The organism is Acidimicrobiia bacterium, from assembly GCA_041393965.1.
Taxonomy (GTDB): Bacteria; Actinomycetota; Acidimicrobiia; order Spongiisociales; family UBA5794; genus UBA5794.
Genome location: JAWKJB010000001.1, coordinates 399023 through 424604, shown reverse-complemented (window position 1 = coordinate 424604; position 25582 = coordinate 399023). Strand labels below are relative to the sequence as shown.

The following is a 25582-nucleotide window of genomic DNA, read 5'->3' as shown; positions in this document are numbered from 1 at the left end:
GTGGGCCATCGGGGTCGGTGGACCGGTCCCTACTGCTCGGGCGGTTGCTCCGGCTTGACGACGAGCACATCGCATTCGGCGAGATGAATCGCTCGTTGACTCGTACTGCCAAGGAGCAGAGAGGTGAAAGAGCCCCGGCCGCGGGTCCCCACAACCAGGAGTTCCGCCGCGTGTTCAGAGGCATACCGCACCAAGACATCGGGCGGGTAGCCGCCCAGGTCGACGCGTTCAATCGAGATATCGGCCCCGGCGATGGTCGACTCGAGGGACCGCCACACCGCATTCCGTTGTGCCTCGGCGAACGCGGCCATGTCAAGTGGGAACTCTCCATAGGTCACCGGAGCTTGCAAGACATGCACCACATGCACATCGGTACCTCGCCACCTCGCTTCCTGGATGCCGCGTGCGAGCACCGTCACCGAAACAGGGGACTCATCGACACCTACCACAACGACCATGTCTGGCACCTCTTTCCGGGATGTGGCCGAGGACACACCTTCCTCTGTTTCATGGTACCCGGTCTCAGGCCCGGTCGAGAGGCGGTACAGTGACGATACGGATGAAGCAGTGATGAACCGGGATCCGAAACGAGGAGAAGGTCAGGCTTCCGACGAGGGATCGGTTTTCACCCGGGCGCGTGCGCGGATGGTCGCACGAGACATCGCAAGCCGCGGTGTGTCCGATCCCGATGTGCTGCGGGCGATGAGGACCGTCCCACGGGAGCGCTTCATTCCCTCCGAATTGGCCGAGTTCGCATACGAGAACCATCCTCTTCCCATCGCTGAGGAACAGACGATCTCACAGCCATACATCGTGGCGTTGATGGCAGAAGCGGCGGAGGTCGGGCCCAGAGATCGGGTGCTCGAGGTCGGCGCGGGATCAGGGTACGGCGCTGCAGTCCTGAGCCGGATTGCCGCAGAGGTGTGGACGATCGAGCGCCACAGGGCATTGGCTGACAATGCCCGCCGAATGCTCGAGGAACTCGGCTATCACAATGCGCATGTGGTCTGGGGCGACGGCACCCTCGGATATCCTGACGCGGCGCCATTCGATGCCATCGTGGTGACTGCCGGGGCCGTGCAGATACCCGAGGCACTGCTGGAACAACTCATCGATGGCGGACGCCGCGTGATACCGGTCGGGCCCACTTCACGCCAGCAACGCCTTCTCCGGATACGCCGCGATGGAGACACCTTCAACAGGGAGGATTTCGGTCCGGTGCGGTTTGTGTCCCTCGTCGGTGACGCGGACGAGAAGCGCGCTTTCCCCAAGCGGCAGTCAACTAGGGAATGATGTAGGTACCGGTGCCGACAGCAATGAGGGTCTCCGCGTCGTTGTGGAGCTCCATCCGGGTGACCGCAAGGCGGTTCCCCACCCGCAACGGATATGCCTCGGCGGTGAACGCGTCGCCGGTACCGGGGCGCAAGAAGTCGGTGCGCAGATCGATCGTACTGAGCCACGGTGAGACCTCGTCCGACCCATTGCTGTTCCGACCCTGCGCAACAACCCCCAGCAGAGCAGCGAAACCACCAACCGTATCGAGCACAGCCGAGATGATGCCGCCATGGAGGATGTTCCTCGCCGGGTTGCCAACGAACTCGTCGCGCATCTTGAGCCCGACATGGACCCGTTCGGTTGTGAGATGGGTGAGTTCGAGACCGAGCCATTGACCGAATGGGACGCGCTGCATCGCCGTGTGGATCATGTCGGTGACGGTTTGGGGATCGTCGTGGTTCGGAATGCGTCGACTCATGGCTTGGCGGCCGGTGAGCGGGCGACGAGGCCCATCCCGACGATGTCGTTGAGCGTGTCGAGAGCGACGACGAGGGGGAGCTCGGCAGTGTCGTCGAGTTCGGATCGCACGATCGCCCAACCGATCTCGAAGAGCACCGCCGCGGTCGCCTCCACATCGAGATCGGCTCGGATGGATCCGTCCTCGATCCCCTGCGTGAGCACTTCTGCGAGCAGGGCGCGGATGCGGCTGCGCTGGATGTCGGCGGCTTCGCGTGCCACGGTTCCGTCGACGAGCGCAGCCTCCCCGAAGAGGGATGCACGCAGCAGTTCGTCCTTGCCATAGTGTTCGGCGGTCACGGCCACCAGGGTGCGGAGGCGCCGTGGAACCGAACCGGGCTGGTGGAGGGCGGCGTCGGCCTCGGCGAGGAATCGCTCGAGTGACGCTTCGACGACGGCCATGTAGGCAGCTTCCTTGGAGGGGAAATGCAAGTAGAAGCTGCCCTTGCCGACCTCGGCGACCCTGGTCACATCGTCAATGGTCGTGCGGCGGTAACCGAACCGACGGAACTGTCCTTCGGCGGCTTCGATGAGTTGTTCCCTGACCGTTGTCGTCATGTGGGCTCGACTTGCAGCGGGGTGACCGGAATCCTAACTTGGTCACAGGTCAAGGGATCGTTTCCCGGACCTGACAACGGAGAGTATGGAAATGCGCACGAATATCGGTTCCTTTCTCACCAAGCGAGCTCTCCTCGATCCGACGATGGTCGGGTTGGTGTTCGACGGCCGGCCGGTCGCCTACCGAGCATTGAACGAGCGTGCGAATCGTGTCGCCAACGCCTTCCGCGACCACGGGTTGCGTCAAGGCGACCGGGTCGGCCTCCTGCTCGGGAACTCGCCCGAATTCCTCGAGTCCTTCTTCGGTCTCGCGAAGATCGGCGCCGTCATCGTTCCGCTCAATTGGCGTCTCGCTCCTCCTGAGGTTGTCCCTGTTGCGAGTGACGCTGGTTTGTCAGCACTCGTCTACGGGTCCGAGCATCGTGACACCGCACAAGTGGTGTGCGCCGAGACGACGGTCGGAATCCGGGTGGTCGTCGGTGAAGAGGCCTCCGGTGGAGACCATCGCTATGAGGCGCTGATCGAAAGCCACGAACCGAATGAGCCGAAGATCGAAGCCGGTGGTGATGATCCGGTCGTCATCATGTTCACCGCGGGCACCACGGGCCGTGCCAAAGGAGCGGTGCTGAGCCACAACAACCTCTTCTATGACTCGTGCACGGTCACATTCAGCCTTGACTGGCGTCGCAACGATCGGGTGCTCGTGGCACTTCCCCTGTTCCACATCGGTGCCCTTATCTACGCGGTGATCAATACCCATGTCGGGGCGACCACGGTGCTCATGCAAGCGTTCGACCCCGTCGCCTTCCTCGAATCGATCGAGGAGCAGCGAATCGACTCGTTCCTTGCGGTACCCGCCATGCTCAACTTCATGCTTCATGTGCCGGACTTCGACCGATACGACCTGGCATCGGTCCGATGGGCGCTGTGTGGTACCGCACCAGTCCCGGTGCCCCTGATCGAGGCCTGGGCAGGGCGCGGTATCGCCATCCAGCAGGTCTACGGACTCACCGAGTGCACGGGAGGGGCAGCAGTCCTCGGAGCGGAGCAGGCTCTCGACAAGGTGGGATCCACCGGACTGCCGATGTTCCACACGGATATCCGAGTCGTGGATTCTGATGGCAACGATGTCGCCCCCGACGAGGTGGGTGAGATCATCATCAGCGGACCCCATGTCATGGTCGGCTACTGGAAGGATCCCGCGGCGACGGCAGCTGCTCTCGAGGACGGCTGGCTGCACACCGGTGACCTCGGCCGGGTCGACGAAGACGGATATCTGTTCGTCGTCGACCGCAAGAAGGACATGATCATCTCCGGTGGGGAGAACATCTACCCCGCCGAAATCGAGAATGTGCTTGCCGCCATGCCGACCATCGCCGAAGCCACCGTCATCGGCGTGCCACATCCCGAATGGGGAGAAGCCGTATGCGTTGTTGCTCGCCCCATCGAGGGTCACGACCTCACCCTCGAAGAGGTTGTAGCGCGTTGCGAGGGCAGGCTCGGGCGATACAAGATTCCAAGGAGGCTCATCGTGACCGATCAGCCCCTGCCGCGGACGCCGGCAGGCAAAGTCCTCAAGCGCGTCCTCCGCCAGGACGCTGATGCGTCGGCTCAACCAGTTGGAATAGACGACGACTGACTGATATCCTCAGATAGTCAGTCGTCCAGTGAGGGGCGTCCCGGCACGGGTCGTCCCGCAAGACCGTCCGGAAGGATCGCGATGGCGTACCCCCGCCAACCATCTCGCTACCTTGATGCCGACCTGGACGCCTTCCGCCGCACGGTCGCTTCCTTCGTCGAAAGGGAGATTCGCCCCAATGCCGACGCGTGGGAAGCAGCAGGTGAGTTCCCGAGGGAGCTGTATGGCGAGGCTGGAAGGGCGGGTCTCATCGGCCTTCGCTACGACGCTGCTTGGGGCGGGGGTGAGGGCAGCTATCTGGCCACCTGCGTGCTGTGCGAGGAACTCGCGAAGGGCGACACCGTTGGCACCGCGGTTGGGCTCATGGCGCAGTCGGAGTTCGCCCTTTCGGTGCTCGCCGACGAGGGATCCGATGAGCTCAAGGCCACCTACCTCGGCCCGGCGATTCGAGGGGAGCTCATCGGTGCGATCGGTGTGACCGAACCGGCCGCAGGATCCGATGTGGCCGCCATCACGACCCGTGCGGTCCGTGACGGGGACGCCTATGTGATCTCGGGTCAGAAGACCTTCATCTCGAACGGGACGCGAGCAGACTTCATCACGCTCGCCGTCCGAACCGGAGATCAAGGGCCCCGCGGTGTGTCCGTTGTCGTTTTTCCGACCGCCACGGCTGGGTTCGAGGTCGGGAGAAGGCTCGACAAGCTCGGTGCCCGAGCCTCCGACACGGCCGAGCTGTTCTTCGACGAGTGCCGCATTCCGGTCGGGAATCTCATCGGAGCAGAAGGAATGGGTATGCGGTACATCCTCGCCCACTTCGCAGGTGAGCGCTTGGTGATCGCCGCGTTCGCCGTTGGGATCATGGAAAGACTCATCGAGCTCGGCCTCGCGTACGCCTCCACAAGGCGAGCCTTCGGTTCGACCTTGGACGGATTCCAGACATGGCGCCACCGATTCACCGAAATGGCGACACGGCTCGAGGCGACTCGCCTCCTCACCCATCAGGCGGCCTATCTGCTCGACGAGCACCATCCATCCGGTGAGATCGCCGTCTCGATGGCCAAGCTGCACGCCGCAGATGCGGTTCGTTTCGTCGCTTCTGAGGTTCTTCAACTCCACGGAGGCTTCGGACAGATGGAGGAGTCGCCGATTCCCCGGTACTACCGCGATGTTGCCGGCTTCTCCATCGGAGCTGGGACCTCCGAGATCCAGCGAGAGATCATTGCAAGGGCACTGATGTGAGCGAAAGGAAGGAGAGGCGAGTGACGCAACGAGTGGGTGCGATCGATGCATGGATGACGATCTGTTCGCCGGCCACTGCCGACCGATGGCCGGACTCGTTCTGGCACATCTTCCGCAAGTACGGCGTCGAGGAGCGGTTCCGGAAGGGCTTCACGCTCGACGAGGTGATTGCCGAGATGGACGAGGCAGGTGTCGAGATCGGAGTCGCATCTGCATTCAAGTTTCTCGACACATGGGTCGTCACGAACGATGAAACGGCTACCTATGTGCGCGAAGCACCCGACCGGTTCGTCGGGTCCTTCACCGTCGACATCAGGGATCCCATGCCTGCGATGCGTGAGTTCCGCCGGTGTGTCGAAGAACTCGACATGCGCGTGTTTCGGCTCGAGCCATATCAATACGGTGACGGGCGCACGACGGCGCCCCCTCCAACGAACCGGATGTACTGGCCGTTCTATGTCGCATGTGTCGAATACGACATTCCTCTCGCAATCCAGGTCGGGCACACCGGTCCGCTGCTGCCGTCGGAATGCGGTCGACCCATCTACCTGGATGAGGTCGCGCTCACCTTCCCCGAGTTGAAGCTGATCGGGACCCACAACGGGGATCCATGGGTCGAAGAGATGATGATCCTCGCCTGGAAGCATCCGAATGTCTACATCGAGTCGTCGGCGCGCCCCGCTCGATACTGGTCCGATTCCCTGAAGCGGTTCGCCGGTGGGCGTGGCCGGGACAAGATGCTGTGGGGTACCGACTATCCCCTGCTGCCGTTCTCGTGTGTCGATGATGTGTATGACGCCGGTTTCTCAGATGAGGCAACACGCAAGATCCTCCGCGACAATGCCGCACAGGTCTTCGGGATAGGCGCGTAGGGAGATGCGCGCTGTCGTCTTCCACGGAGCCAACGATCTGAGGATCGATACCGTCCCTGATCCCGATCTCGCCCCGGGCGAGGTCATGCTCGAGGTACGAGCTGCCGGGATCTGCGGAACGGATCGCCACATCGTCGCAGGCGAACTCGGAGTGGCCGCAGGGACGGTACCCGGTCACGAGATTGCCGGTGTCGTGACCGCCGTTGGCACCGGTGTCGATGGAGTTGTCGTTGGTGACCGTGTCCTTTCCTACGGCCAGGTCACATGTGGTGCCTGCCGAGCGTGCCTCGAGGGAAACGAGCATCGCTGTCGTCGTCCGGAGGTTCTCGGCATGAACCGCCAGGGGGGTTTCGCCGAACTCGTCGCAATCCCACACCAGATCCTGATTCCGATTCCGGACGAGGTGTCGGACGAAGTCGCCGCGATCGTGCCTGACGCCATCGCAACGCCCTATCACGCTCTGGTGTCGATCGGCAAGATCAGGGCAGGTGAGATCGTCGTGGTCGTCGGCGCTGGGGGGCTCGGGCTCCAGGCGATCGCGATCGCCCGCATGGCGGGAGCCAGACGAATCGTTGCGGTCGATCCGTCACCCGATGCGAGAGATGCGGCGCTTGCCGTCGGAGCGGACGATGTGGTCGATCCGGCCTCCGGTGACGGTTCCAAGTCCATCTTTGAACGCTCAGGCGGCCCTTCTCTCGTCGTTGAGTGTGTTGGTCGGGCCGAGTCCGTGGAACTCGGTGCGGCTTCGTTGGCGCCAGGGGGAAGGTTGGTGATCGTCGGTGTGGGCCACGACCACCCTCGTCTCCCGTCGCTCATCCGCTTCGTGGCGGGGGAGAACTCCGTCAGCGGATCGTTCGGTTCGACGCTCGCTGAAATCAGGACGGTCCTCGATCTCATTGCGTCGGAACGGCTCGATGTCACACATGCGATATCTCGAACGATCACACTCGACGAGGTTCCCGGAGTTTTCGAACATGCCCCGACGCCGGGGCGCACCGTCATGGTCCAACACAGGTGAGGTAGCAACATGGAGTCAGATGTCCTCTTTGACGAAGCCGACGGAATCGCCACCGTCACCCTGAACCGGCCCGACCGGCTCAACACGCTCGCGATCCCCACGGTAGGTCTTCTCGTGGAACGGCTCGAACAGGCGGCGGCGTCAGATGCCGCGGTCGTCGTACTTGCAGGCAACGGCAAGGTGTTCTGTGCCGGGGCCGATCAGGGCGAGATGGAGCCGCGGCCTGCCAAGGAATGGGAGGAGATCGTGCGGCACTACCTCGATCCCATCCACGCGATCGTAACAATGGACAAGCCGGTCATCGCGTCGCTCCACGGTGACACCGTCGGGGGCGGTCTCGGGCTTGCCATGGCGTGCGATTTCCGGATTGCTGCACGAGGGATCCGCCTCGGCGCCCCGTTCACAAGAATCGGGCTCGCCGGGTGCGACATGTCCGCTGGCTGGTTCCTTCCGCGGTATGTGGGCCTCGGCAAGGCACAAGAGCTCATGTTCACCGGCCGTCTCTTCGACGCTGATGAGGCGTTGGACATGGCTCTGGTTCATCGCGTCGTTGAACCGGCCGACCATGCCGCCGAGGTGGCCAAGTGGGCCGCTCGGATCGGATCGGGACCACCGATCGCGCACGCCTGGACGAAGCGGGCGATCCATCGATCCCTCGGAGTCGACATGGCGGACGAATTCGAATTTGAGATCTTCGCGCAGGTTCAGTGTCTCCAGACGGCTGACCATCGCGAAGGTGTTGCTGCGTTTCAACAGAAGCGGACACCGGAGTTCACCGGTGCGTGAACTGACCTCCGACCAGACGGCGTTCCGGGATGAGGTCGAGCGGTTCGTCGCATCGGAGATCGCGCCGCATGTTCGGGAATGGGAACTCGCCGATCGCTACCCCGTCGAGTTGTTCAAGCGTCTTGGCGATCTCGGCTGGCTTGGTATCGGCATTCCGGAAGAGGCCGGGGGATCTGGGGGAGGTGCGGTCGAGCGGTGCATCCTGTTCGAGGAGCTGTCGGTCGCCTCTGCCGGGGTGGCTCTCGGCATCTATGTCCACGCCGTCCTCGCTGGCGGGGCCCTTGCACTCGTCGCATCAGACGAGCTGCGCAACTCGGCCCTTCCCGGAGTGTTGACGGGCAGCACCATCGGCGCGTGGGCGTACGCTGAACCCGATTCAGGGGCCGATGTCACACGCGTCCGGCTTGCCGCAAAGACGACCGGCGACACCTTCACCCTGAACGGCTCCAAGCTCTACATCACGAACGGCACGATCGCCGACCTGATCCTCGTTGTGGCGAGAACTTCTGGTGAGCCCGGATCGCTTGCCGGGATCTCGGTGTTTGCTGTCGACGGCGACACACCGGGTCTCACCCGCACCGAGATGGACAAACTCGGCATGGACCCTTCGAAGCTCGGCGAGCTCCACTTCGACGATGTGAAGGTGCCGTCGAGTCGGCTCGTCGGACGGGTGGACGAGGGATTCCGCCAGTGTCTTCCCGTGCTCTCCCAAGGTCGAATCTTTGGGGCGACACTCGCCCTCGGTATCGGACGAGCCGCCCTTGACGCGGCGGTCAGCCACACCCGGACGCGGGAGCAGTTTGGTGGTCCCATGTCCGAACTGCAGGCGGTGCGGTTCACCCTCGCCGACATGGCCGCCCGACTCGTCGCGTCCCGGAACCTCGTCTATGACGCGGCTGGGATGCTCGACGCGGGCAGCCCCTACGACACCGAAGCATCGATCGCCAAGCTGGTGGCCTCGGAGACCACGACCTGGCTCGCCGAACGAGCCATGCACCTCCACGGGGCGCAGGGATACATGATGGAGAGCCCCGTGCAGCGGTACTACCGGGATTGCAAGATCATCGAATACGGGGAGGGCGCCAACGAGGTGCAACGCGAGATGATCTTCACCGCGCTCACCAAGGGGTGGAGGCCCTGATGATCACCGATTCACCCGAACACGCCATGATTCGTCGAACAGTTGGGGAGATCGCCGACGACTTCGGGCACGAGTACTTCGCGCAGCGGGCCCGCGGCAACGGGCATGTCGATGAGCTGTGGGACGCCGCTGCCAAGGCAGGCTTCGTCGGAGTGAACATTCCTGAACGCTTCGGCGGGGGAGGGATGGGTATGACCGAGTTGGCCATCGTCATCGAAGAGCTGGCCGCCCGTGGTTGCCCTCTCCTGATGCTCATCGTCTCACCGGCGATTTGTGGATCCATCCTTGCGCGACACGGGACCGCGGCCCAGCAGGACGAATGGCTCACCGGAATCGGTGATGGCACGAAGCGGATGGCCTTTGCGATCACCGAAGCTGATGCAGGCTCCAATTCGTACGAGATCTCGACCATGGCCACCCGCGACGGTGACACATGGCGGCTCACGGGAGCGAAGACCTTCATCACGGGCGTCGATGACGCCGACGCCATTCTCGTTGTCGCCAAGACGACCGAGCCTGGAGGCGATTCGAACGCGCGTGATCGGCTCTCGTTGTTCATCGTCCCAACCGATGCCGAAGGACTCGAACGCCAAGAGATCGCGATGGAGCTCATCACCCCCGAACGGCAATACACGCTCTTCTTCGACGATGTTGCGGTCCCGGCCGACTCGATGGTCGGGACCGTTGGTGCGGGTCTTCGCGTGTTGTTCACCGGTCTGAATCCGGAGCGGATTGCAGCGGCGGCAACCGCAAACGGAATCGGACGCTATGCCATCGGCAAGGCAGTCGAGTACGCACGAGAGCGAACCGTGTGGCGCACTCCGATCGGTGCCCACCAAGGCATTGCCCATCCCCTTGCCGAGGCGCACGCTGGGCTCCAACTGGCTCGGCTCGCGACCCAACACGCTGCGGCACTCTACGACGCCGACGAGGATGCCGCCGAAGCCGTCAACATCGCGAAGCTCGCATCGGCAGATGCCGCGGAACTCGCCCTCGATCGGGCCATCCAGACCCACGGCGGGAGCGGGTTCACCTCCGAGATCGGTCTCGCAGATCTCTGGTTCGTGGTTCGATCACTCCGGACGGTGCCGGTGAGCAGGGAGATGATCCTCAACCACATCGCCCAACACTCCCTCGGGTTGCCGACCTCGTACTGACAACGGCATTGGTGCCGACGAGTTCGGACTGTCCTTCCCGAAGTCAGATGACGGCTTCGTCCCGGAGTCGAGCGATGGCCGTGGTCGTGTACCCGAGTTCAGAGAGGATCTGGTCGGTGTGTTCGCCGAGCCGCGGTGGACGGTGATGGATGCCGGCGGCCGTGACACTGAACGAGACGGGCGTGTCGACGAGCGGAGGGGGTGAAGGGGTTTCCGGGTATGGTGTTGGTTTGAGCAGCCCGGTCGCCCGAATATGCGGATCGTCGAGCACCTGCTGGGGTGAATAGACAGGCCCGGCCGGGATCCCGACCGCAGCGAGCTCGTCAAGAGCGGTAGCGGTGGAACGAACGCTACACCAGGCGGCCATGGCTTGGCAGAGGGTGTCGCGGTGGTCACCGCGAGACTGATCGCTCGCGAAACGACTATCGGTGAGCCACTGCTCCTCACCCATGAGCCCGACCCATCGTCGGAAGAGCTGATCGCCCACCACCTGAACGATGACCCATCCGTCGGTGGTTCGAAATATGTCGGCTGGCGCCGCGACCTGTGATCGGTTCTGCGTGGCCACCCGATTCGGACCGATGACCGACTGCTCAATCAGCGCCGAGTTGGCCACGGTCAGCGCAGATGCCAGGAGGGAGCTGTGTACATGCTGGCCGCGACCGGTTCGTTCGCGCTCGGCAAGTGCCGCCATGGTTCCGAACGCCGCGATGGTGGCTGCAAGGAAGTCGACCCACGGCACATAGGACTTCGAGGGGAGATCAGGGTCACCTGAAAGAAAAGCAGACCCGCAGATTGCCTGACCGACACCATCGAAGCCGAGTCGGTCGCTCCACGGTCCCGGCTCGTCGTATGCGTCGATTGTTGTCAAGATGATGTGGGGATTGATCTGCGCCAGTGACTCGTAGTCGATTCCCATCCGGGCAAGGATCTGGCGGGGAGCATTCGCGACGACAACATCCGCTTCCGACACGAGATCCCTCACAATCCGGGCCCCGTCGGGATTCGTCGGATCGAGTGTCAGGCTCCGTTTGTTGCGGTTCGACTGGAGGAACATCGCCCCTCCGTCGTTGTGGGCGACCGGGATGAGCAGCCGATCCTCGCTGCCCGCAATCTTCTCGACTCGAATCACATCGGCGCCGAGATCGGCGAGCAAACACGCACAGTACGGTCCGGCGATGTAGCGACCGAAGTCGAGTACCCGGATTCCGGCGAGGAGCATCCGATCCTGCTCGGTCATTGCGATGTCCCCGGAGGGGAGAGTCCTTTCTCAAGCAGCCCAAGAGCGGCGACGAGGCCTGCCGGCGTCGGGTGCTCTGGCGCTCCGAGGTTTGTGCGGCTCTGGCGGAGGACCATCAGCCCGAGGAAGGTCGACCACAGGACATCTGCGGCGAGGCGCGGGTTCGCCACTCCGTCGAGTTCTGCCATGAGGTCTGCGAGACGCAGGAAGTTCTCCCCGGTCAGCTTCTTGAGGTTCGCCATGACATCGGCATCGACGGAAGTCGTCGATTGTGGCTGGGCGAGGTAGGTCGAGACATGGACATACTCGGGGTGTTCACGCTGAACATCCCCGAAGAAGCTCCAGACATCGGCGAGCTTCTGTTGGGAGTCTCCGTCCGTCGAGAGCAGCGACGCAAGTCCGTCTGCCCAGTATTGGCACGCCTCCTCAAGCAGCGAGATCAGGATCTCGTCCTTGCTCGAGAAGTAGAAGAACAGGGTTGCTTCTGACAGTTCGCAGAGTTCGGCGATCTGACGCGTTGTGGTTCCGTTGAAACCGTGCTCTCTGACCAGCTCCCTGGTCGCGTCGAGTATTGCCCGCCGGCGCGCTTCGCGTTCGCGCGCACGGCGCTCTGCGGTGCCCATCGCTACGCCCCCCGCAGCGAAAGCAACTCCCTGGCTTCATCAGGAGTCGCCGCCTCGAACCCCACCTCGTGGATGATCCGAACCGCCCGCTCGACGATCTGGCCATTTGATCGTGCGAGTTCGCCATGGTCGATGTACACATTGTCCTCCATTCCCACCCGGACCTGCCCACCCATGGCGAGCACGGCGCCGATCATACGGAAATGGTTGCGTGCACCGATCGAGGTGACTTGCCATACGGCGTCGTCCGGGAGCTGATCGACGAGGAAGACGAGGTCCTTCACCCTCGACGAAGTGATCTCGCCAGGGATCCCGGTCACGAAGTTCACAAGCATGGGGTGATCGAGCGCGCCGATCCGGTCGAGGTCGTGCACATTGTTCATCATTCCGGCGTGATACACCTCGAGCTCGGGCCGTGTCCCGTGCTGTTGGAAGATGCGAGCCACACGCTCGAGTTCACCGTGGGAGGAGAACAGCGGAACCCAGCGGTCGTTGACCCATCGATCGGTACGACTGTCGTACCGACCGAGGAGCGCTCCACCGCCGACGCTGTACGACGCGATCTCGGGAGCGAGGGCTGGTACGACCGCAACACGCTCCTCGAGAGGAAGACCGGCAACTGCTCCTCCGGTGGTGAGGTTGATGACCGCATCGCATCCCGCTGCTTTGATGCCTTCGACGATCGTCCGAAACACCTCGACATCGGCGGTGGCCTTGCCGTTGCGGTCCCTTGCATGAATGTGGAGGATGGCCGCCCCTGCATTCCACGCTTCGACACCTTGCGCAATGATCTCGTCCGGCTGCTCCGGTAGGTTCGGATTGGCCTCCTTGCCTTGCTGTGCCCCCGTGAGGGCACAGGTCACGACGACCCGGTTCATCGTTGTCCTCCTTCGAACTCGGCCTCTCGCTTCTCGAGGAAGGACGCCATCCCTTCCTTCTGGTCCCGTGTCAGCCAGTTGAGGACCACCGTGTTGATCGAAAAGTCGATGGCCGACTCGAGATCGGTGGTCATCCATTTGTGGATGATCTCCTTTTGGGTCCCAAGGGCCGCGGCAGGTTTCGTTGCAAGCCGACCGACGAGCGACTGAACCTCATCTTCGAACTCGCCCGGTGGAACGGCCGCATACAGGAGACCCCTGCGCTCTGCCTTCGCGGCGTCCCAGAAATCACCGAGATATGCCATCTCGCGAGCGCCTTGGATCCCGACCGCCATCGGGAGAATGGCTGCCTCGACGATGGCGGGTATCCCACGATGGATGTTCGGAAGCCCGAAGGTGGACCGATCGGTGGCAATCATGAAGTCGCACGAGACGGCAAGTTCGAGGCCGGCTCCGAGACACAGGCCGTCGATTGCGCAGACAATGGGAATCTCCTCGGTTCGCATGGCAAGGAAGGTCCGATGGAGTTCCCTTCCGATCTCACGAACACCGAAACCGGCTAGGTCCTTCACATAGGCGACATCGATCCCGGAGCAGAAGGCCGTTTCGGCGGCCGAGTCGATCAGCACGACACCTGTTGCGGGATCTTTCGCAGCCTCGGCAACGGCCTCTCTGAGTTCGGTGAGCATGGCGCCGTTGAGAGCGTTGAGCACTTCGGGCCGGTTGAGCGTGATCCGGCGCACCCGACCTTCGTTCGTACAGGTGATGGTGGTTGTCCGGTGCATCTTCATCGTCCTTTGAACTCGGGTGTTCGTTTCTCACGAAAGGCCTCGAGGCCCTCTTTGACATCTCCGGTGCTGCGAAGGGGTTCGGCGATCTGCTGTTCGAGACGGAGACCTTCATCGAGTGGAAGATGGCGTCCCTGTCTGGCCGCTCGGCGAACGGCTCGAACGGCGAGGGGCGCGTTGCGTGCGATTCTCGTCGCGATGTCGTACGCCGCACTCATCAGATCCCGCCCGGGGAAGACGGCACTCACGAGCCCCGAACGCAGGGCTCGTTCGGCATCGATGACATCGCCGGTGAGCAGCATCTCCATCGCCGTGGCGCTCGAGACCATGGCGGGAAGACGCTGGGTCGCTCCGGCACCCGGGATGAGACCCCATTTCACTTCGGGAAGCCCGAAGGTGGCATGGTCGGCAGCGATCCGGATGTCGCACGCGAGTGCCAGCTCAAGGCCTCCTGCGAGACATGCGCCATTGATCGCTGCGATGATCGGTTTCCCAGGGTCGAGGTTGCGCGTGATCCCCCCGAGACCGGGCTGGGTCTCGGCGTGCTGCCGTCGCTCGTCAGGGGACATCGACGCGTACCAAGACCCCACTTCTGTCAGGTCCGCACCGGCGGAGAACGCCTTGCTTCCGGCCCCCGTGAGGACGGCAACTCGCAACTCCGGGTCGTCGGCGAAGTCCTCCCACACTCCGATGAGCGTCTCGGTCATGGCGAGGGTGATGGCGTTGCGCGCCTGCTGATGGTCGATCGTCACGGTGATGACATGATCCTGCCTGGTGACGCCGATGCTCATGAATCGACTCCTAGTGCGATGAATCCCTCGATGTCGGTGATCCTTGCATCGCGGTGTTCAGCGAAGACCGCAATGACGCGACTGACTGAATCCCAGTCGGTCTGCCCGATCAACCGGTGGACGAGGGGTGTATCGGCGCCGTCGAGGTGAATGAGACCGAACACACCCTTCGTGGGCTGTTCGGTCCAAGCCTCGAGCGTCCCACCCGGGCCGATCCCGACCACCTCTTCGGTGGCGCGGCCGCATGCGGGGCAGAACGGAAGAGCCGGAGCGGTGACGGTCGAACAGCCCGTGCATCGAGCACCGAGAATGGCCCGCTCGTCCCGCAGGGAGACGAGGAACCGTGAGCTGATACCGCCCGCGGCATACGAGAAGGGGAGCTTGATCGTGCTCTCGAAGATCATCGCAGCACCTCGAAGTGGATGATGTCGTCCATCGCTCCGAGGAGCTCCTCACGCCACACCGCTCGCACCGTTGCGCCGATCGTGAGGAGCTCGGGATCGGCGGTTGCCATGTAGTGGTTGAGGGCCGTGTCGGAACCGTCGAGTTGGATGAGACCCATTCCGTATGGGGATGGGCGCGGCTCCCCCGTTCGGCCGTCGATGATCGGGACATGAACGACGGTCCATGCGACCAGCGTCCCGGTGTCGTCGACCGGGACCCACTCGTGCATCCGGACAAGGCATCGCCCACAGAACGGCCGAGGTGGCAGGTAGCGGCAGCCGCACTCCGGGCAGCGTGTTGCTTCGATGCGCTTCTGCGTGAGGCCCTCGAGGAAGCGTTCCATCGGTGCCCCCGATGCATATCGCCAGGTTGTGTCGAGCTCCAGCGTGGTGCTGATGAACTCCGGTTGGCTGGCCTTCACGGCATCTCCGTTCGCAGCACGATGACATCGCTCCACGCGTAGACCCCGTACCCGGTGACGAGGGCGGTTCGCGCACCCTCGACCTGTCTCGATCCGGCCCGGCCGTGGAGTTGTGCCGAGGCTTCCGCAACTCGGATGACACCGGACGCCCCGACCGGGTTCGTGGATAGGACGCCGCCTGAGGGATTGACCGGCAACGAGCCATCCATTTGAGTCGTTCCGTCAGCGATCAGGCGGCCAGCCTCGCCGTCCTCGCATAGACCGAGCGCCTCGTACCAGGCCAGCTCGGCATAGGTTGCGGGTTCGTAGATCTCTGCGACATCGAAATCCGCGATGGGCTTGGTGATGCCTGCTTGCGCGTATGCGGATGCCGCCGCGCTTCGCAGGGCCCGCGTCGTGACCAGCCGACGGTCGAGGTCGCCGAGGTAGGGCTGATCGTGGCGGGTTGCCGCCCCGTGGACCCAGGCTGTCGCCTTGCCACGGACCCGCGCCGTGTCGCCAGAGGCAACGACGATGGCCGCTGCTCCGTCGGACTGTGGACACATGTCGAGCAGCCGGAGGGGTTCGGCGAGCATGCGCGACGACAGCACCTCGTCCACGGTGAGATCGGGCATCTGGAGGTGGGCGTACGGGTTGTTCGCTGCGTTGCGTCGTGCCTTCACGGCTACCTGTGCGGCATGCTCCTCGTTGACGCCTCGTTCGACCATGTACTGAGATATCGACAAGGCGAAGTTCCCGAGTGCACCGGAAGCAACGGAACGGTCCCAGAACGGATCGACGAGTGCCATGCCGGTCTGGGTGTGTCCCTCCGAGTGCTTTTCGAATCCGACGACGAGAACCGTCCCGAACATGCCGGACGCCGCCTGGTGAAACCCGGCGATGCATGCGCTGGTACCCGAGGTCCCGCCGGTCGCGACCTTCATGACGGGCTTGCGATCCCCGTAGGCTCCTGCAGCGACCCAGAGTTCAGGAAAGGCGCGTCCCTCGAACATCTCCATGTTCGAGATGACGACCGCGTCGATGTCAGCGGGTCGAAGCTCTGCATCGGCGAGTGCGGCATCAACCGCTTCTCGTACGAGCTCGGGCTGTGAGACATCACTTCGGTCCTTCGCGTGGTTCGTCTGGCCGGTACCGATGATCGCAACGGGGTTCATCGGGCCTCCACGATCGCGACTGCCTGGCCCTGTCCGGCCGGACCCCAGGTGCCGTGAGCGAGCCCCCGTTCACCACGATGGCCGTTGAGGGTGTGTGCCACCCGGATGAGCCTGCTCAGACCTGAGATGGCAGGGGCGGTTCCAGAGAACAGTCCTCCGTCAACCGAGTGATTCGTCTCCGCGCCGATGCCGGTTGCAGCAACGAAGAGTTCCTCCTCGTGGGGGAACAAGCACGAGGGTTCGACTGCGGCGAACCCCGGTGAGACGATCCCTGCCGCCATGTAGGCCCGGCGACAGGCCCTTTGCAGTCCGGTCCACCTGCGGAGATCCCGTGCACCGGGATGATGGGGCTCGAGGTCGTGACCCGTTGCGGTGACCATCACGGTTCCACCCGGCGCCGAGCCGAGAATCACCGCACAGGCGCCGTCGCCGACCGGCGCGCCCATTTCGGCACGCAGCGGTGACGCAACGACGGGTGATGCCATCACCTCGGCCGCGCTGACGGGACCCGCGATCCCGCGCGGGGCGGCCGACCGTCGCTGCTCGACGATGGTCGCCCAGCGGGAAACAGCGGTCTCGTCGGAGTGGGCGAGTGACGATGCCTGGAGGCCTGCCATCGTGAGGAAATCGACCTGGAGCGGCTGAAGGAAGATCGGATCCATGGCCCAAGCGGTGAGGTCCCAGTACGGCGCCATCGACGCCTTGCCGTGGGCAACGACGAGAATCCGATCGTAGGCGCCAGCGGCGATCTGGTGCGCTGCGTGGATGGCGGCTGCAAGGCCGTCCGCGGCGATCCGCGTCTCGGGCTTCATGACCGCCCCGACCACCTCCGTCACCGCGATCGATGATGCCGTCAGCCCGTCGAAGAGGTCGACCGATGCGGTCACGACGGCATCGATGTCGTGCCACTCCAAATCGGCATCATCGAGGGCGTCCTCGACCACGGACAGCACCATTTCCGGGATGGACCGCGGGTCGTCGAACGACACACCCGTCTCCGCCGTCCCCAGAATCGAGACAAGCAGCCCGGGTTCGTCGGTCGGTCTCGTCCTGTCCAAAGTGTTCCTCAGTTGACAAATACTCAAAGTCTGAGTAATACTCAAGTCACTGAGCATATCAGTGTCAAGTCCGTTCGATCCGCGGCGTCGATCAGACGCTTCGACGGGGGCCAACGGAGGATGATTGAGGAGGAAGGGACAACACATGACCCGGCACAGAAGCGTGCTCGTCGTGGTCTTCACGCTGGCACTTGTTGCGGCAGCCTGCAGCTCGAGCAGCGACGACACGACAACCACGACCGGGCCCACCGGTCAGGACACAACGACGACCGCAGCGGAGGCAACCACGACGACGACTGCTCCGCCGGAGCTCAAGACGGGTCGGGGTGTCGATGTCGCGACGAAGACCATCACCATTGGATTGCTCGCCGACCTCACCGGCTTGTTCTCTCCGCTGGTGATCGATGTTGCCGATGCCCAGCGCGTCTACTGGGACAAGGTGAATGCCGAAGGGGGCGTTGACGGTTGGACGATCGAGCTCGTTGTTGAAGACACCAACTACAACGTCGAGCAGCATGTCGAAAAGTACGGGAAGATCAAGGACGATGTCCTCGCGTTGAGCCTGTCAACCGGCTCACCGCCGAGCGTGGCGGCTCTGCCAGACTATGTCGCGGACAGCATGCTTGCCGAGCCCCTCGGCTGGTACTCGGGGTGGGCGATTCCCGAGTTCGATTCGGGTGTGATGCTCGAACAGAACTCGAACTACTGCTTCGATGCCATGAACATGGTCGAGTTTGCCAAAGACCAGGGCGGCACCAGCGTGGCTCTCGCGACCTTCCCCGGCGACTACGGCCAGGACACGGCGGCAGGCGTCAAGCACGCCGTCGACTACTACGGGCTCGACCTTGCCTACGACGGCGAGGCCGCTGTGATCCCCGGACAAGACCTCACCGAGATCGTCCAGAGCATCACGCAGTCCGACGCTGATTGGACCATCCTCGCCGTGAGTCCCGGAACGCTCGCCGAGATCATGGGCGGTGCGGTCCAAGGTGGTTACACCGGCAAGTTCATCGCGAACAACGCTTCGTACAACTACGCGCTCTTGGACAGCGCGGTTGCGCCACTCGTTGACACCATGTTCTATCAGTCGGCGTTCAATATCGGGTGGGGTCAGGACGCACCAGGGAACAACGAGATGATGGCCGCGATGGCCGAGGCCTATCCCGATCGGCGACCGAGTGATGTGTTCATCCTCGGCTGGAATCAGTCATACCTGATGCACCAGGTCATCGCCAAGGCACTCGAGAACAACGATCTCACGCCCGAAGGCATGGTCGCCGCCTCGCACGAGATCAAGGTCGACTTCGGCGGATCCCAGCCGGCACAGGACTGGATCGGCGCCCCGAACGACTATGTCATTCGTGCCACGGCGATCTTCAACCCGGATCTCGCCTTGTACACGGCGGCCGGTGGTGCCGGGCAGACGCTGAGCCAAGCCGACGGAACCACGGGTTCCGTGTTGGAGAAGGACTTCTTCGTGTCCGAGGCGTCCGCTGAGTTCGACTTCACCGAGCCCTGCTGGCAGATCTGAGGAACGACGGGACGCTGGGGCCGACAGGCGGTCCCAGCATCCCGCTTCGAATGCCGTTGAGCACATGGAGCGGTGAGCCTGTTCGGCTCCGTATGGTGTCTCCGACGCGATTGCTGTCCCCGCAGAAGCGTACGCTCGGGGGATGGATTCCAACATCGCCCTTCTGCGTGGCATCAATGTCGGTGGCAAGAACCGGGTGGAGATGCCGAGGCTCAAGGCGATCTTCGAGGCACTTGGCTACAACCCGGTTGCCACCTACATCAACTCCGGCAATGTGATCTTTGGAGGAACCACAGACGCCGAGCAGCCCGTGACCGAGATCGAGCAGGCGATCGAGGACGAATTCGGATTGTCGGTCAGGGTGTTGCTCAGAACGAAACACCAGGTTGACGCTGTCCTTTCGGCGGTCCCGAGGACATGGGTTCACGACAAGACGACTCGGAGCGAGGTGCTGTTTCTCTGGGACGAAGTCGATCGTCCCGACATCGTCGACGAGATCCCTGTGAGAGAGGGAATCGACCGTGTCCTGTACGCCCCGGGGGCCGTTCTGTGGAATGTCGATCGAAGCGATCTGGGTCGCAGCCGGATGAGCCGTCTCGTCGGATCCAAGATCTACAAGATGATGACCATGCGCAACATCAACACCACCCGCAAGCTCGCAGGGCTGATGCACCAGCTGACCGAGTGAGATCGCACGATCAGCCGCCTCCGTTGCGCGAGACTTCGAGCATCACCGATCGTCGCCAGGCTGGACGACCCCCCGAAGGTCTGTCGGCAGCGGCGACAGCCTGTCCGTGGACCCCGGTTTTGCCTCGCCGTACCGCCAATCGCTGGTGCCAGCTACGATTTGCACGATCGAGCAGGATCGGATGCAACGATGAGACGCAGCATGCAATTCGTCGTCGGGGACGGGCTGGTCCTGATCGTCATGTGGTCCGGGGCACTCGGCTATGCCGTTGCGGAACTGTCGGAGGGCTGGCGAGAGGTGCCGCGACACTGGTGGTCGGCGTTCCCGCTTGTGGGACTGGCGGTCTCGTTGGCCGCGGTCATCGGCGCCCTGTCATTGCTGACTCGGCGCGACGAATGACCAACGGGGCGGGTGACGGGGATCGAACCCGGCCCTGATGCGGGATCGGTCAGAACCGCGACCTCCGTCATTTCCGCGATGTGCGGAGTGACGGTCGCCGTGGTCGTGGTGTCGCCGTGTGGCGTGCAAGGGGTTGGTTCTGTGGGAGTCGCTCACGGGTACGGGCCGTCCACGGACCTCACGACTCGCTCGATGGCATGGCAAACACGAGGCCGCGGGTGCCGTCGATCTTGACATGTTGACCGTCGCGAAGGGGGGTGGTCCCGTTGCCGGTGCCGAGCACGGCGGGGATGCCGTGCTCGCGAGCGGCGATGGCAGCGTGGCTGAGAGCACCGCCGCCGTCGGCGGTGACACCGCGCGCGAGGGGGAACAGCGGTGCCCATGCCGGGCTTGTGACCTGACAGACCAACACATCGCCGTCGTTGAGATGGTGCATGTCGTCGTGGGTTCGAATGACTCGTACCGGCCCCTCGGTGACGCCGGGTGAGGCGGCGACGCCGGCCAGGAGGATGTCGGTGTCGTCGGGTGCCGGGGTTGGCGCAGGGTATTCGTGGCTGACCATCCACAGGATCGGTTCGTTGACCCTTCGCAAGGAGGCGGGGAGTCGGCTGGTGTCGGGAGGTGCGCCCTGCTTGCCGACATATGCGGGTCCTGGGTGGGCTCGAACCCAGGCTTCCTCACCGCGGCGCAGGATCACCCGGTCAGTGAGGTCAGGGGCCGGGTCACCGATGAGTGCCGCGGTGATCCCTCCGATCTTCCGCTACCCGTGGTGGAGCGGGTGAGGGGAATCGAACCCCCGTATTCAGCTTGGGAAGCTGATGTTCTGCCATTGAACTACACCCGCAGATGGCCGGATTCTACTTCCCAGCCGTGTCTTGGCATCGCCGATCCCGATGGGGTGAGTCAATTCGCTCGGGCCGGTATCATCACGAAGACCGCATCGCCTCAGGAGGTGCGGTTCGTCGCGTACAACCCGTGCCCCATTGGAGCTGATTTCTCATGTCCACCCTCGGAATCGTGTCTGCCGACACCTTGGCGACCGCTGGGATCCTTGCGCTGATCGTCGCCATGCGGATCGTCGATGTGTCCGCTGGTGTCCTTCGTGTCATGTTCCTGATGCGAGGGAGGCGCCTGCCCGCAGCGGCCGTCGGGTTTATCGAATCGTTGACATGGCTCATCGCCGCCGCCGCCGTGTTCGCGTCACTCGACACGCCGGCGAAGGCGATCGCGTACGCGGGAGGGTTCGCGGTCGGGACCTGGATCGGGTCTTGGCTCGAGTCGACGCTTGCCGTTGGCAAGTCCGTGGTCAGGGTGTTCGTCCCCGTCGACGGGCCGATCCCGACTGAGGCGCTCCGAGACGCAGGGTTCGGAGTCACCGAGATCGAGGGAACCGGCTTCCGTAGCCCGGTCCTGATCCTGTTCTGCGTCGTGACCCGCCGTCGCACTCCCGAGGTGATGCGGATCGTTGCCCAAGAGAGCCCCGACGCTTTCGTGACCGTCGAAGATGTCGACACCCTCGACCTCACCCACCGTCGATACCAGCGCTCCCGCGTCTGACGCGGGCAACGGAATCAGCCGTCGACGAAGCGGGCAGGATCGACAAGCCCGTTGAGCCGGTCCGCCTCATCCCATGCCGGTGGGCAGCCGTCGAGGATCCACGACGCGGTGTAGGTCGCAAGGGAGGGCGCGGTCTTGATCCCTGAACCGCCCTGACCAACGAGCCAGAAGAACCCCTCGACCTGCGGGTCGAAGCCAACGGCGGGTGTGCGGTCCGGTGTGAAGGTCCGCAGCCCTGCCCATGACGAGCGCACCGAACGGATCGACAGATCCGTTGTTTTCCCGATGCGTTCGATGCCGAGGGCGATGTCGAGCTCATCGGGCCGTGCATCAACCGGTGGCGAGGGTGTTTCGCTCGCTGCCGAGCCGAGCACATTCGGTCCCTCCGGTTTGAGGTACCAGCGTTCGCCGGTATCGACAAGGAGCGGCCAGTGTCCGGCGTCGCGGCGGGGATCGAACAGAAACACGGATCGCAGCAACGGTGCAAGGCCGAGCGGTGGAATCCCCGCGAGGCCCGCCACCTGATCGCCCCATGCCCCGGCGGCGTTGACGATGACCGGCGCTCGGTGGGTATCGGCACCGGTCCCGACACGCCACATCTCGCCATCACGGTCGATCCGGGTCACCCGCTGCTCAAGCAGCATCTCGGCGCCGTTCCGTCGCGCGGTGCGCCGGAAGGCGGATGCGATCAGATCGACATCGAGCTCCATCGCGTTGGGTTCGAGCATCCCTGTTGACACCGTCTCGGGCCGAACGGCATCGCAGATCGTGACGATCTCGTCCCGATCGACCTCCCGCAACGAAGGTACGAGAGTCCCGAACTCGGCGAGCATCGAACCGATCGTGTCCGGCTCGTCGTAGGGAGCGACATACAGCACCGATCGGGGCGAAGTGACCCCTTCGTCGACGAAGAACTCCCTTGAACGCTGTGTGAGGAGCCGGATCGCCTCCGATCCGCGGCATTCGCTGTACATCGCTGCGGAGCGCCCCGATGCGTGATAGTTGAGTGTCGGTTCGGCTTCCACGACGACCACCGACGCACGAGCCGACAGCTCTGCAGCCGCGGACACGCCGGCGATCCCACCCCCGACGACGATCACATCGGCGTTCAAGGAGTCACAGGTCCAGTCGCTTGAGCCCCGACTCCACCGATGCCACGAGTGCGTCCACATCGTCGGTGTTCATCACCGTGGACAGGATCGCTGTGCAGGTGTTGACCATCATGAAACCGTCGTCGAAGAGATGGTCGAGCAGGGCGCTGCGGGCCGCGAGTTCACGGGGTTCCGCGAAGGCGGTGCGGTGGTTGGTCGGGGGATCCGGCTTGAGATGGATCCGGAACATCGAGCCCGCTCCCGTGACGCTCGCCGCTGCGCCGGTCCGACCGATGGCTTCCTCGATGCCAGCGATGGCGGTACTCGTGAGGTCGTTGAGGTCGGTCACCGAGGTGGCGTCGTAAAGGGTCATCGCCGCCAAGCCCGCCGTCATCGTGATGGGATTCGCAGAGAAGGTCCCCGAGTGGGGGAACCGCACCTTGTCGGTCAGCGGGTTCATGACCTGCATGACATCGCGACGACCCGCGATCGCACCGACGGGGAAGCCGCCACCGATCGCCTTCCCCATCGCGGTGAGATCGGGTGCAACGCCGAGACGCTCCTGAAAGCCGCCGACCTCGGTCCGGAAGGTGATCACCTCATCGAAGACGAGCAGTGCCCCGTCGCGGCGAGCCCAGTCGCTGAGCCGTTCGACGAACGACCGTGAGACGGGAATCAGCCCTACCCGATGCGGCATGGGATCGATCAGGACGCACGCGATCTCACCGGGATGGCTCTCGAGGATGGCGATTGCCGTGTCGGCGTCGTTGAAGGGGACGACAACCACATCGCCGAGCACCGATTCGGGTGTGCCGTGCGACACCGGGACGCTTTCGGGGCGCGACGCGTCACCCCAGTTCGACGGATTCGATGTCTGGCTCACTTCCGCGAAGTCGTAGAGGCCGTGATAGGCCCCCTCGATCTTCGCGATCTTTGGCCTCTCGGTGAACGCACGGGCGGCCTTGAGGGCACCCATGACCGCCTCGGTGCCCGAGTTCACGAACCGCACCTGGTCGAAGTTGTCGCTCCGGCCACAGATGTGCTCCGCGTGTTCGACCTCGACCTCCGTCGCGAGCGTGAACGCCGAGCCGCGTTGGAGTTGTTCGGTGACGGCGCCGACGATGGCGGGGTGGGCATGACCGTGGATCAGCGACGCCATGTTGTTGGCGAAGTCGATGCGTTCCACGCCCTCGATGTCGGTTACGCGGGATCCGGCCGCATGCGCCGCGTACAGCGGGTGCGGTGATCGCAGCACCGTGTTGCGGCTGACGCCGCCGGGGAGTGATCGCTGTGCGCGCTCATACAGCGCAGCGCTCTTGGTCGTCGTCAGGTGTTGGGTCATGTCATTCCCATCGGTCGGGCATCCACGAGGACACCGTCGGTGCGGCTCGCCACATCGTCGTAGGTCACCCCCGGCGCGAGTTCGAACAGCTCGAATCCATCATCTCCGATATCGATCACGGCGAGGTCGGTGTACACCCGCGAAACCACTCCGATGGCCGTGAGGGGGTAGGTGCATTGCTTGACGAGCTTCGGTTCGCCGTCACGGGTCGTGTGCTGCGTGATCACGAAAATGCTCGGGACGCCCGCCACGAGATCCATGGCACCCCCGACGGCGGGAATGGCGTCAGGGCCGCCGGTGGACCAGTTCGCAAGGTCGCCCGCGTGGGACACCTGGAGCGCACCGAGTACGCACAGGTCGATATGGCCACCGCGGATCATCCCGAAACTGTCCGCATGATGGAAGTACGACGCACCGGGAAGGGCCGTGACCCGCTTCTTGCCGGCGTTGATCAGCTCCGGTTCGCCTCCGCCTTCTTCCGGTGCCGGGCCCATCCCGAGCAGCCCGTTTTCGGTGTGGTAGATGAACTCGCGTCCTTCGGGGACATGGGACGCAACCAGCTCGGGGATCCCGATCCCGAGGTTCACATACGAGCCGTCCGGGATGTCAGCCGCGGCGCGCTTTGCCATCTCGTCCCTGCTCCAGCCGATTCGGTCACCGGTCATGGATACGACACCCCCCGTGCAACGAGATCCGACTCCTGCGCCGGATCCCGCACCTCGACGACCCGATCCACGAAGATGCCAGGCGTCACCACACACTCGGGATCGATCGAGCCCGTCTCGACCAGTTCATCGGTCTGCACGATCGTGGTTGTCGCAGCGGTAGCCATCACCGGGCTGAAGTTCCTTGCGGTCTTGTTGAACCGGAGGTTTCCGAGTCGGTCGGCCGTCCGGCATTTGATCAGGGCGAAGTCCGCCGTCAGCCCGTGCTCGAGGACATAGTCCCTTCCGCCGAAAGAGCGGAGCTCCTTGCCTTCTGCGAGGGGCGTACCCACGGATGTCGGCGTGTAGAAGGCGGGGATGCCGGCGCCACCGGCCCTGATCCGTTCCGCGAGCGTGCCTTGGGGCACCAGATCCAGTTCGATCTCCCGTGCCCGGTACAGGTCAGGAAACACGGTCGAGTTCGCCGTCCTCGGATACGAGCAGATCATTCGCGCAACCCGCCGTTCCTTAATGAGCGCCGCGAGGCCCACCTCTCCGCTGCCCGTGTTGTTGTTGACGACCGTCAGCCCCGTCGCACCCTGATCGATCAGGGCATGAATCAGCTCGATGGGGCTTCCCGCCTCACCGAAGCCTCCGATCATCACCACCGAACCGTCGGTGATGTCGGCCACCGCGTCGTGCACCGAACCGACCGTCTTGTCGATCATCTCT

The 25582-nt window shown here is 63.7% G+C and carries 29 protein-coding genes and 1 tRNA gene; 12 read left to right on the top strand and 18 right to left on the bottom strand.

Annotation, left to right across the window (positions count from 1 at the left end):
- Nucleotides 1-29: 29 nt before the first annotated feature.
- Nucleotides 30-458, bottom strand: coding sequence for a universal stress protein (locus R2823_02195; GenBank protein ID MEZ5175001.1), 429 nt, complete (start codon nt 456-458; stop codon nt 30-32).
- 112 nt (nt 459-570) lie between these two features.
- Between R2823_02195 and R2823_02190 the strand changes: the two genes are divergently transcribed.
- A complete protein-coding gene (locus R2823_02190; GenBank protein ID MEZ5175000.1) occupies nt 571-1293 on the top strand; it encodes a protein-L-isoaspartate(D-aspartate) O-methyltransferase in 723 nt (240 codons plus the stop codon).
- On the opposite strand, the gene R2823_02185 is transcribed toward R2823_02190, so the two are convergent.
- Together R2823_02185 and R2823_02180 are read right to left on the bottom strand one after the other, a co-directional pair.
- Complete coding sequence (locus tag R2823_02185; protein ID MEZ5174999.1) at nt 1283-1753, bottom strand: thioesterase family protein; 471 nt, start codon at nt 1751-1753, stop codon at nt 1283-1285. The genes R2823_02190 and R2823_02185 overlap by 11 nt on opposite strands.
- Nucleotides 1750-2349 carry a TetR/AcrR family transcriptional regulator gene (locus R2823_02180; GenBank protein ID MEZ5174998.1) on the bottom strand — a complete coding sequence of 200 codons (600 nt, stop codon included), beginning with the start codon at nt 2347-2349 and terminating at the stop codon, nt 1750-1752. Before R2823_02180 ends, R2823_02185 begins: the two co-directional genes overlap by 4 nt.
- A gap of 91 nt (nt 2350-2440) precedes the next feature.
- Here R2823_02180 and R2823_02175 point away from each other — a divergent pair, with 91 nt between their 5' ends.
- The 7 genes from R2823_02175 (at nt 2441) to R2823_02145 (ending at nt 10201) form a co-directional block, all read left to right on the top strand.
- Nucleotides 2441-3988 carry a long-chain fatty acid--CoA ligase gene (locus tag R2823_02175; GenBank protein ID MEZ5174997.1) on the top strand — a complete coding sequence of 516 codons (1548 nt, stop codon included), beginning with the start codon at nt 2441-2443 and terminating at the stop codon, nt 3986-3988.
- Nucleotides 3989-4069: 81 nt separating this feature from the next.
- Entirely contained in the window at nt 4070-5227 is a 1158-nt protein-coding gene (locus R2823_02170) for an acyl-CoA dehydrogenase family protein (GenBank protein MEZ5174996.1), read from the top strand.
- Between the two features lie 20 nt (nt 5228-5247).
- Entirely contained in the window at nt 5248-6099 is an 852-nt protein-coding gene (locus R2823_02165) for an amidohydrolase family protein (GenBank protein MEZ5174995.1), read from the top strand.
- 4 nt (nt 6100-6103) lie between these two features.
- Nucleotides 6104-7117, top strand: coding sequence for an alcohol dehydrogenase catalytic domain-containing protein (locus R2823_02160; GenBank protein MEZ5174994.1), 1014 nt, complete (start codon nt 6104-6106; stop codon nt 7115-7117).
- A gap of 9 nt (nt 7118-7126) precedes the next feature.
- Entirely contained in the window at nt 7127-7903 is a 777-nt protein-coding gene (locus R2823_02155) for an enoyl-CoA hydratase-related protein (protein ID MEZ5174993.1), read from the top strand.
- On the top strand, nt 7896-9044 hold the full coding sequence (locus R2823_02150; GenBank protein MEZ5174992.1) for an acyl-CoA dehydrogenase family protein: 1149 nt from the start codon (nt 7896-7898) through the stop codon (nt 9042-9044). The genes R2823_02155 and R2823_02150 overlap by 8 nt, the downstream gene beginning before the upstream one ends.
- Nucleotides 9044-10201 (top strand): acyl-CoA dehydrogenase family protein, encoded by a 1158-nt coding sequence (locus R2823_02145; GenBank protein MEZ5174991.1) that lies wholly within the window; start codon nt 9044-9046, stop codon nt 10199-10201. Before R2823_02150 ends, R2823_02145 begins: the two co-directional genes overlap by 1 nt.
- Before the next feature lie 43 nt (nt 10202-10244).
- Here R2823_02145 and R2823_02140 read toward each other — a convergent pair whose 3' ends face one another.
- The 9 genes from R2823_02140 to R2823_02100 are packed head-to-tail and all read right to left on the bottom strand — an operon-like array spanning nt 10245 to nt 17598.
- Nucleotides 10245-11423 (bottom strand): CoA transferase, encoded by a 1179-nt coding sequence (locus R2823_02140; protein MEZ5174990.1) that lies wholly within the window; start codon nt 11421-11423, stop codon nt 10245-10247.
- 14 nt (nt 11424-11437) lie between these two features.
- A complete protein-coding gene (locus tag R2823_02135; protein ID MEZ5174989.1) occupies nt 11438-12064 on the bottom strand; it encodes a TetR/AcrR family transcriptional regulator in 627 nt (208 codons plus the stop codon).
- A gap of 2 nt (nt 12065-12066) precedes the next feature.
- Nucleotides 12067-12942 (bottom strand): 3-keto-5-aminohexanoate cleavage protein, encoded by an 876-nt coding sequence (locus R2823_02130; protein MEZ5174988.1) that lies wholly within the window; start codon nt 12940-12942, stop codon nt 12067-12069.
- On the bottom strand, nt 12939-13727 hold the full coding sequence (locus tag R2823_02125; protein ID MEZ5174987.1) for an enoyl-CoA hydratase/isomerase family protein: 789 nt from the start codon (nt 13725-13727) through the stop codon (nt 12939-12941). Before R2823_02125 ends, R2823_02130 begins: the two co-directional genes overlap by 4 nt.
- A gap of 2 nt (nt 13728-13729) precedes the next feature.
- Nucleotides 13730-14521 carry an enoyl-CoA hydratase-related protein gene (locus tag R2823_02120; GenBank protein MEZ5174986.1) on the bottom strand — a complete coding sequence of 264 codons (792 nt, stop codon included), beginning with the start codon at nt 14519-14521 and terminating at the stop codon, nt 13730-13732.
- Complete coding sequence (locus tag R2823_02115; GenBank protein ID MEZ5174985.1) at nt 14518-14925, bottom strand: zinc ribbon domain-containing protein; 408 nt, start codon at nt 14923-14925, stop codon at nt 14518-14520. Before R2823_02115 ends, R2823_02120 begins: the two co-directional genes overlap by 4 nt.
- Complete coding sequence (locus R2823_02110; protein MEZ5174984.1) at nt 14922-15386, bottom strand: Zn-ribbon domain-containing OB-fold protein; 465 nt, start codon at nt 15384-15386, stop codon at nt 14922-14924. The genes R2823_02115 and R2823_02110 overlap by 4 nt, the downstream gene beginning before the upstream one ends.
- The gene (locus tag R2823_02105; GenBank protein MEZ5174983.1) at nt 15383-16540 is read right to left on the bottom strand and encodes a thiolase family protein; all 1158 of its coding nucleotides are present in this window, start codon (nt 16538-16540) and stop codon (nt 15383-15385) included. The genes R2823_02110 and R2823_02105 overlap by 4 nt, the downstream gene beginning before the upstream one ends.
- Complete coding sequence (locus R2823_02100; protein MEZ5174982.1) at nt 16537-17598, bottom strand: hypothetical protein; 1062 nt, start codon at nt 17596-17598, stop codon at nt 16537-16539. Before R2823_02100 ends, R2823_02105 begins: the two co-directional genes overlap by 4 nt.
- A gap of 145 nt (nt 17599-17743) precedes the next feature.
- Here R2823_02100 and R2823_02095 point away from each other — a divergent pair, with 145 nt between their 5' ends.
- From R2823_02095 to R2823_02085, 3 genes are all read left to right on the top strand, one after another.
- Complete coding sequence (locus R2823_02095; protein MEZ5174981.1) at nt 17744-19129, top strand: ABC transporter substrate-binding protein; 1386 nt, start codon at nt 17744-17746, stop codon at nt 19127-19129.
- A 142-nt stretch (nt 19130-19271) separates the two neighbouring features.
- A complete protein-coding gene (locus R2823_02090) occupies nt 19272-19817 on the top strand; it encodes a DUF1697 domain-containing protein (protein MEZ5174980.1) in 546 nt (181 codons plus the stop codon).
- 189 nt (nt 19818-20006) lie between these two features.
- A complete protein-coding gene (locus R2823_02085; GenBank protein ID MEZ5174979.1) occupies nt 20007-20216 on the top strand; it encodes a hypothetical protein in 210 nt (69 codons plus the stop codon).
- A 178-nt stretch (nt 20217-20394) separates the two neighbouring features.
- Here the strand turns inward: R2823_02085 and R2823_02080 are convergent, their stop codons facing one another.
- Nucleotides 20395-20913, bottom strand: a complete 519-nt coding sequence (locus R2823_02080) for a PEP-utilizing enzyme (GenBank protein MEZ5174978.1) — start codon at nt 20911-20913, stop codon at nt 20395-20397.
- 73 nt (nt 20914-20986) lie between these two features.
- A tRNA-Gly gene (locus R2823_02075) sits at nt 20987-21060 on the bottom strand.
- 155 nt (nt 21061-21215) lie between these two features.
- Here R2823_02075 and R2823_02070 point away from each other — a divergent pair.
- Entirely contained in the window at nt 21216-21773 is a 558-nt protein-coding gene (locus R2823_02070) for a DUF5698 domain-containing protein (GenBank protein ID MEZ5174977.1), read from the top strand.
- A 14-nt stretch (nt 21774-21787) separates the two neighbouring features.
- Here R2823_02070 and R2823_02065 read toward each other — a convergent pair whose 3' ends face one another.
- From R2823_02065 to R2823_02050, 4 genes are read right to left on the bottom strand one after another with little or no spacing between them, the layout of a single operon-like run.
- A complete protein-coding gene (locus R2823_02065; protein ID MEZ5174976.1) occupies nt 21788-22885 on the bottom strand; it encodes an FAD-binding oxidoreductase in 1098 nt (365 codons plus the stop codon).
- A gap of 4 nt (nt 22886-22889) precedes the next feature.
- Entirely contained in the window at nt 22890-24206 is a 1317-nt protein-coding gene (locus R2823_02060; GenBank protein ID MEZ5174975.1) for an aspartate aminotransferase family protein, read from the bottom strand.
- Nucleotides 24203-24871 carry a 3-oxoacid CoA-transferase subunit B gene (locus tag R2823_02055; protein MEZ5174974.1) on the bottom strand — a complete coding sequence of 223 codons (669 nt, stop codon included), beginning with the start codon at nt 24869-24871 and terminating at the stop codon, nt 24203-24205. Before R2823_02055 ends, R2823_02060 begins: the two co-directional genes overlap by 4 nt.
- Nucleotides 24868-25578 carry a 3-oxoacid CoA-transferase subunit A gene (locus tag R2823_02050; GenBank protein ID MEZ5174973.1) on the bottom strand — a complete coding sequence of 237 codons (711 nt, stop codon included), beginning with the start codon at nt 25576-25578 and terminating at the stop codon, nt 24868-24870. Before R2823_02050 ends, R2823_02055 begins: the two co-directional genes overlap by 4 nt.
- Between the last annotated feature and the right edge of the window lie 4 nt (nt 25579-25582).

Bases quoted from the DNA above. Each gene is read 5' to 3' on its own strand.
- R2823_02195 (MEZ5175001.1), bottom strand. From the start codon at position 458: ATGGTCGTTGTGGTAGGTGTCGATGAGTCCCCTGTTTCGGTGACGGTG.
- R2823_02190 (MEZ5175000.1), top strand. From the start codon at position 571: ATGAACCGGGATCCGAAACGAGGAGAAGGTCAGGCTTCCGACGAGGGA.
- R2823_02185 (MEZ5174999.1), bottom strand. From the start codon at position 1,753: ATGAGTCGACGCATTCCGAACCACGACGATCCCCAAACCGTCACCGAC.
- R2823_02180 (MEZ5174998.1), bottom strand. From the start codon at position 2,349: ATGACGACAACGGTCAGGGAACAACTCATCGAAGCCGCCGAAGGACAG.
- R2823_02175 (MEZ5174997.1), top strand. From the start codon at position 2,441: ATGCGCACGAATATCGGTTCCTTTCTCACCAAGCGAGCTCTCCTCGAT.
- R2823_02170 (MEZ5174996.1), top strand. From the start codon at position 4,070: ATGGCGTACCCCCGCCAACCATCTCGCTACCTTGATGCCGACCTGGAC.
- R2823_02160 (MEZ5174994.1), top strand. From the start codon at position 6,104: ATGCGCGCTGTCGTCTTCCACGGAGCCAACGATCTGAGGATCGATACC.
- R2823_02155 (MEZ5174993.1), top strand. From the start codon at position 7,127: ATGGAGTCAGATGTCCTCTTTGACGAAGCCGACGGAATCGCCACCGTC.
- R2823_02145 (MEZ5174991.1), top strand. From the start codon at position 9,044: ATGATCACCGATTCACCCGAACACGCCATGATTCGTCGAACAGTTGGG.
- R2823_02140 (MEZ5174990.1), bottom strand. From the start codon at position 11,423: ATGCTCCTCGCCGGAATCCGGGTACTCGACTTCGGTCGCTACATCGCC.
- R2823_02135 (MEZ5174989.1), bottom strand. From the start codon at position 12,064: ATGGGCACCGCAGAGCGCCGTGCGCGCGAACGCGAAGCGCGCCGGCGG.
- R2823_02130 (MEZ5174988.1), bottom strand. From the start codon at position 12,942: ATGAACCGGGTCGTCGTGACCTGTGCCCTCACGGGGGCACAGCAAGGC.
- R2823_02125 (MEZ5174987.1), bottom strand. From the start codon at position 13,727: ATGCACCGGACAACCACCATCACCTGTACGAACGAAGGTCGGGTGCGC.
- R2823_02120 (MEZ5174986.1), bottom strand. From the start codon at position 14,521: ATGAGCATCGGCGTCACCAGGCAGGATCATGTCATCACCGTGACGATC.
- R2823_02115 (MEZ5174985.1), bottom strand. From the start codon at position 14,925: ATGATCTTCGAGAGCACGATCAAGCTCCCCTTCTCGTATGCCGCGGGC.
- R2823_02105 (MEZ5174983.1), bottom strand. From the start codon at position 16,540: ATGAACCCCGTTGCGATCATCGGTACCGGCCAGACGAACCACGCGAAG.
- R2823_02095 (MEZ5174981.1), top strand. From the start codon at position 17,744: ATGACCCGGCACAGAAGCGTGCTCGTCGTGGTCTTCACGCTGGCACTT.
- R2823_02090 (MEZ5174980.1), top strand. From the start codon at position 19,272: ATGGATTCCAACATCGCCCTTCTGCGTGGCATCAATGTCGGTGGCAAG.
- R2823_02085 (MEZ5174979.1), top strand. From the start codon at position 20,007: ATGAGACGCAGCATGCAATTCGTCGTCGGGGACGGGCTGGTCCTGATC.
- R2823_02070 (MEZ5174977.1), top strand. From the start codon at position 21,216: ATGTCCACCCTCGGAATCGTGTCTGCCGACACCTTGGCGACCGCTGGG.
- R2823_02060 (MEZ5174975.1), bottom strand. From the start codon at position 24,206: ATGACCCAACACCTGACGACGACCAAGAGCGCTGCGCTGTATGAGCGC.
- R2823_02055 (MEZ5174974.1), bottom strand. From the start codon at position 24,871: ATGACCGGTGACCGAATCGGCTGGAGCAGGGACGAGATGGCAAAGCGC.
- R2823_02050 (MEZ5174973.1), bottom strand. From the start codon at position 25,578: ATGATCGACAAGACGGTCGGTTCGGTGCACGACGCGGTGGCCGACATC.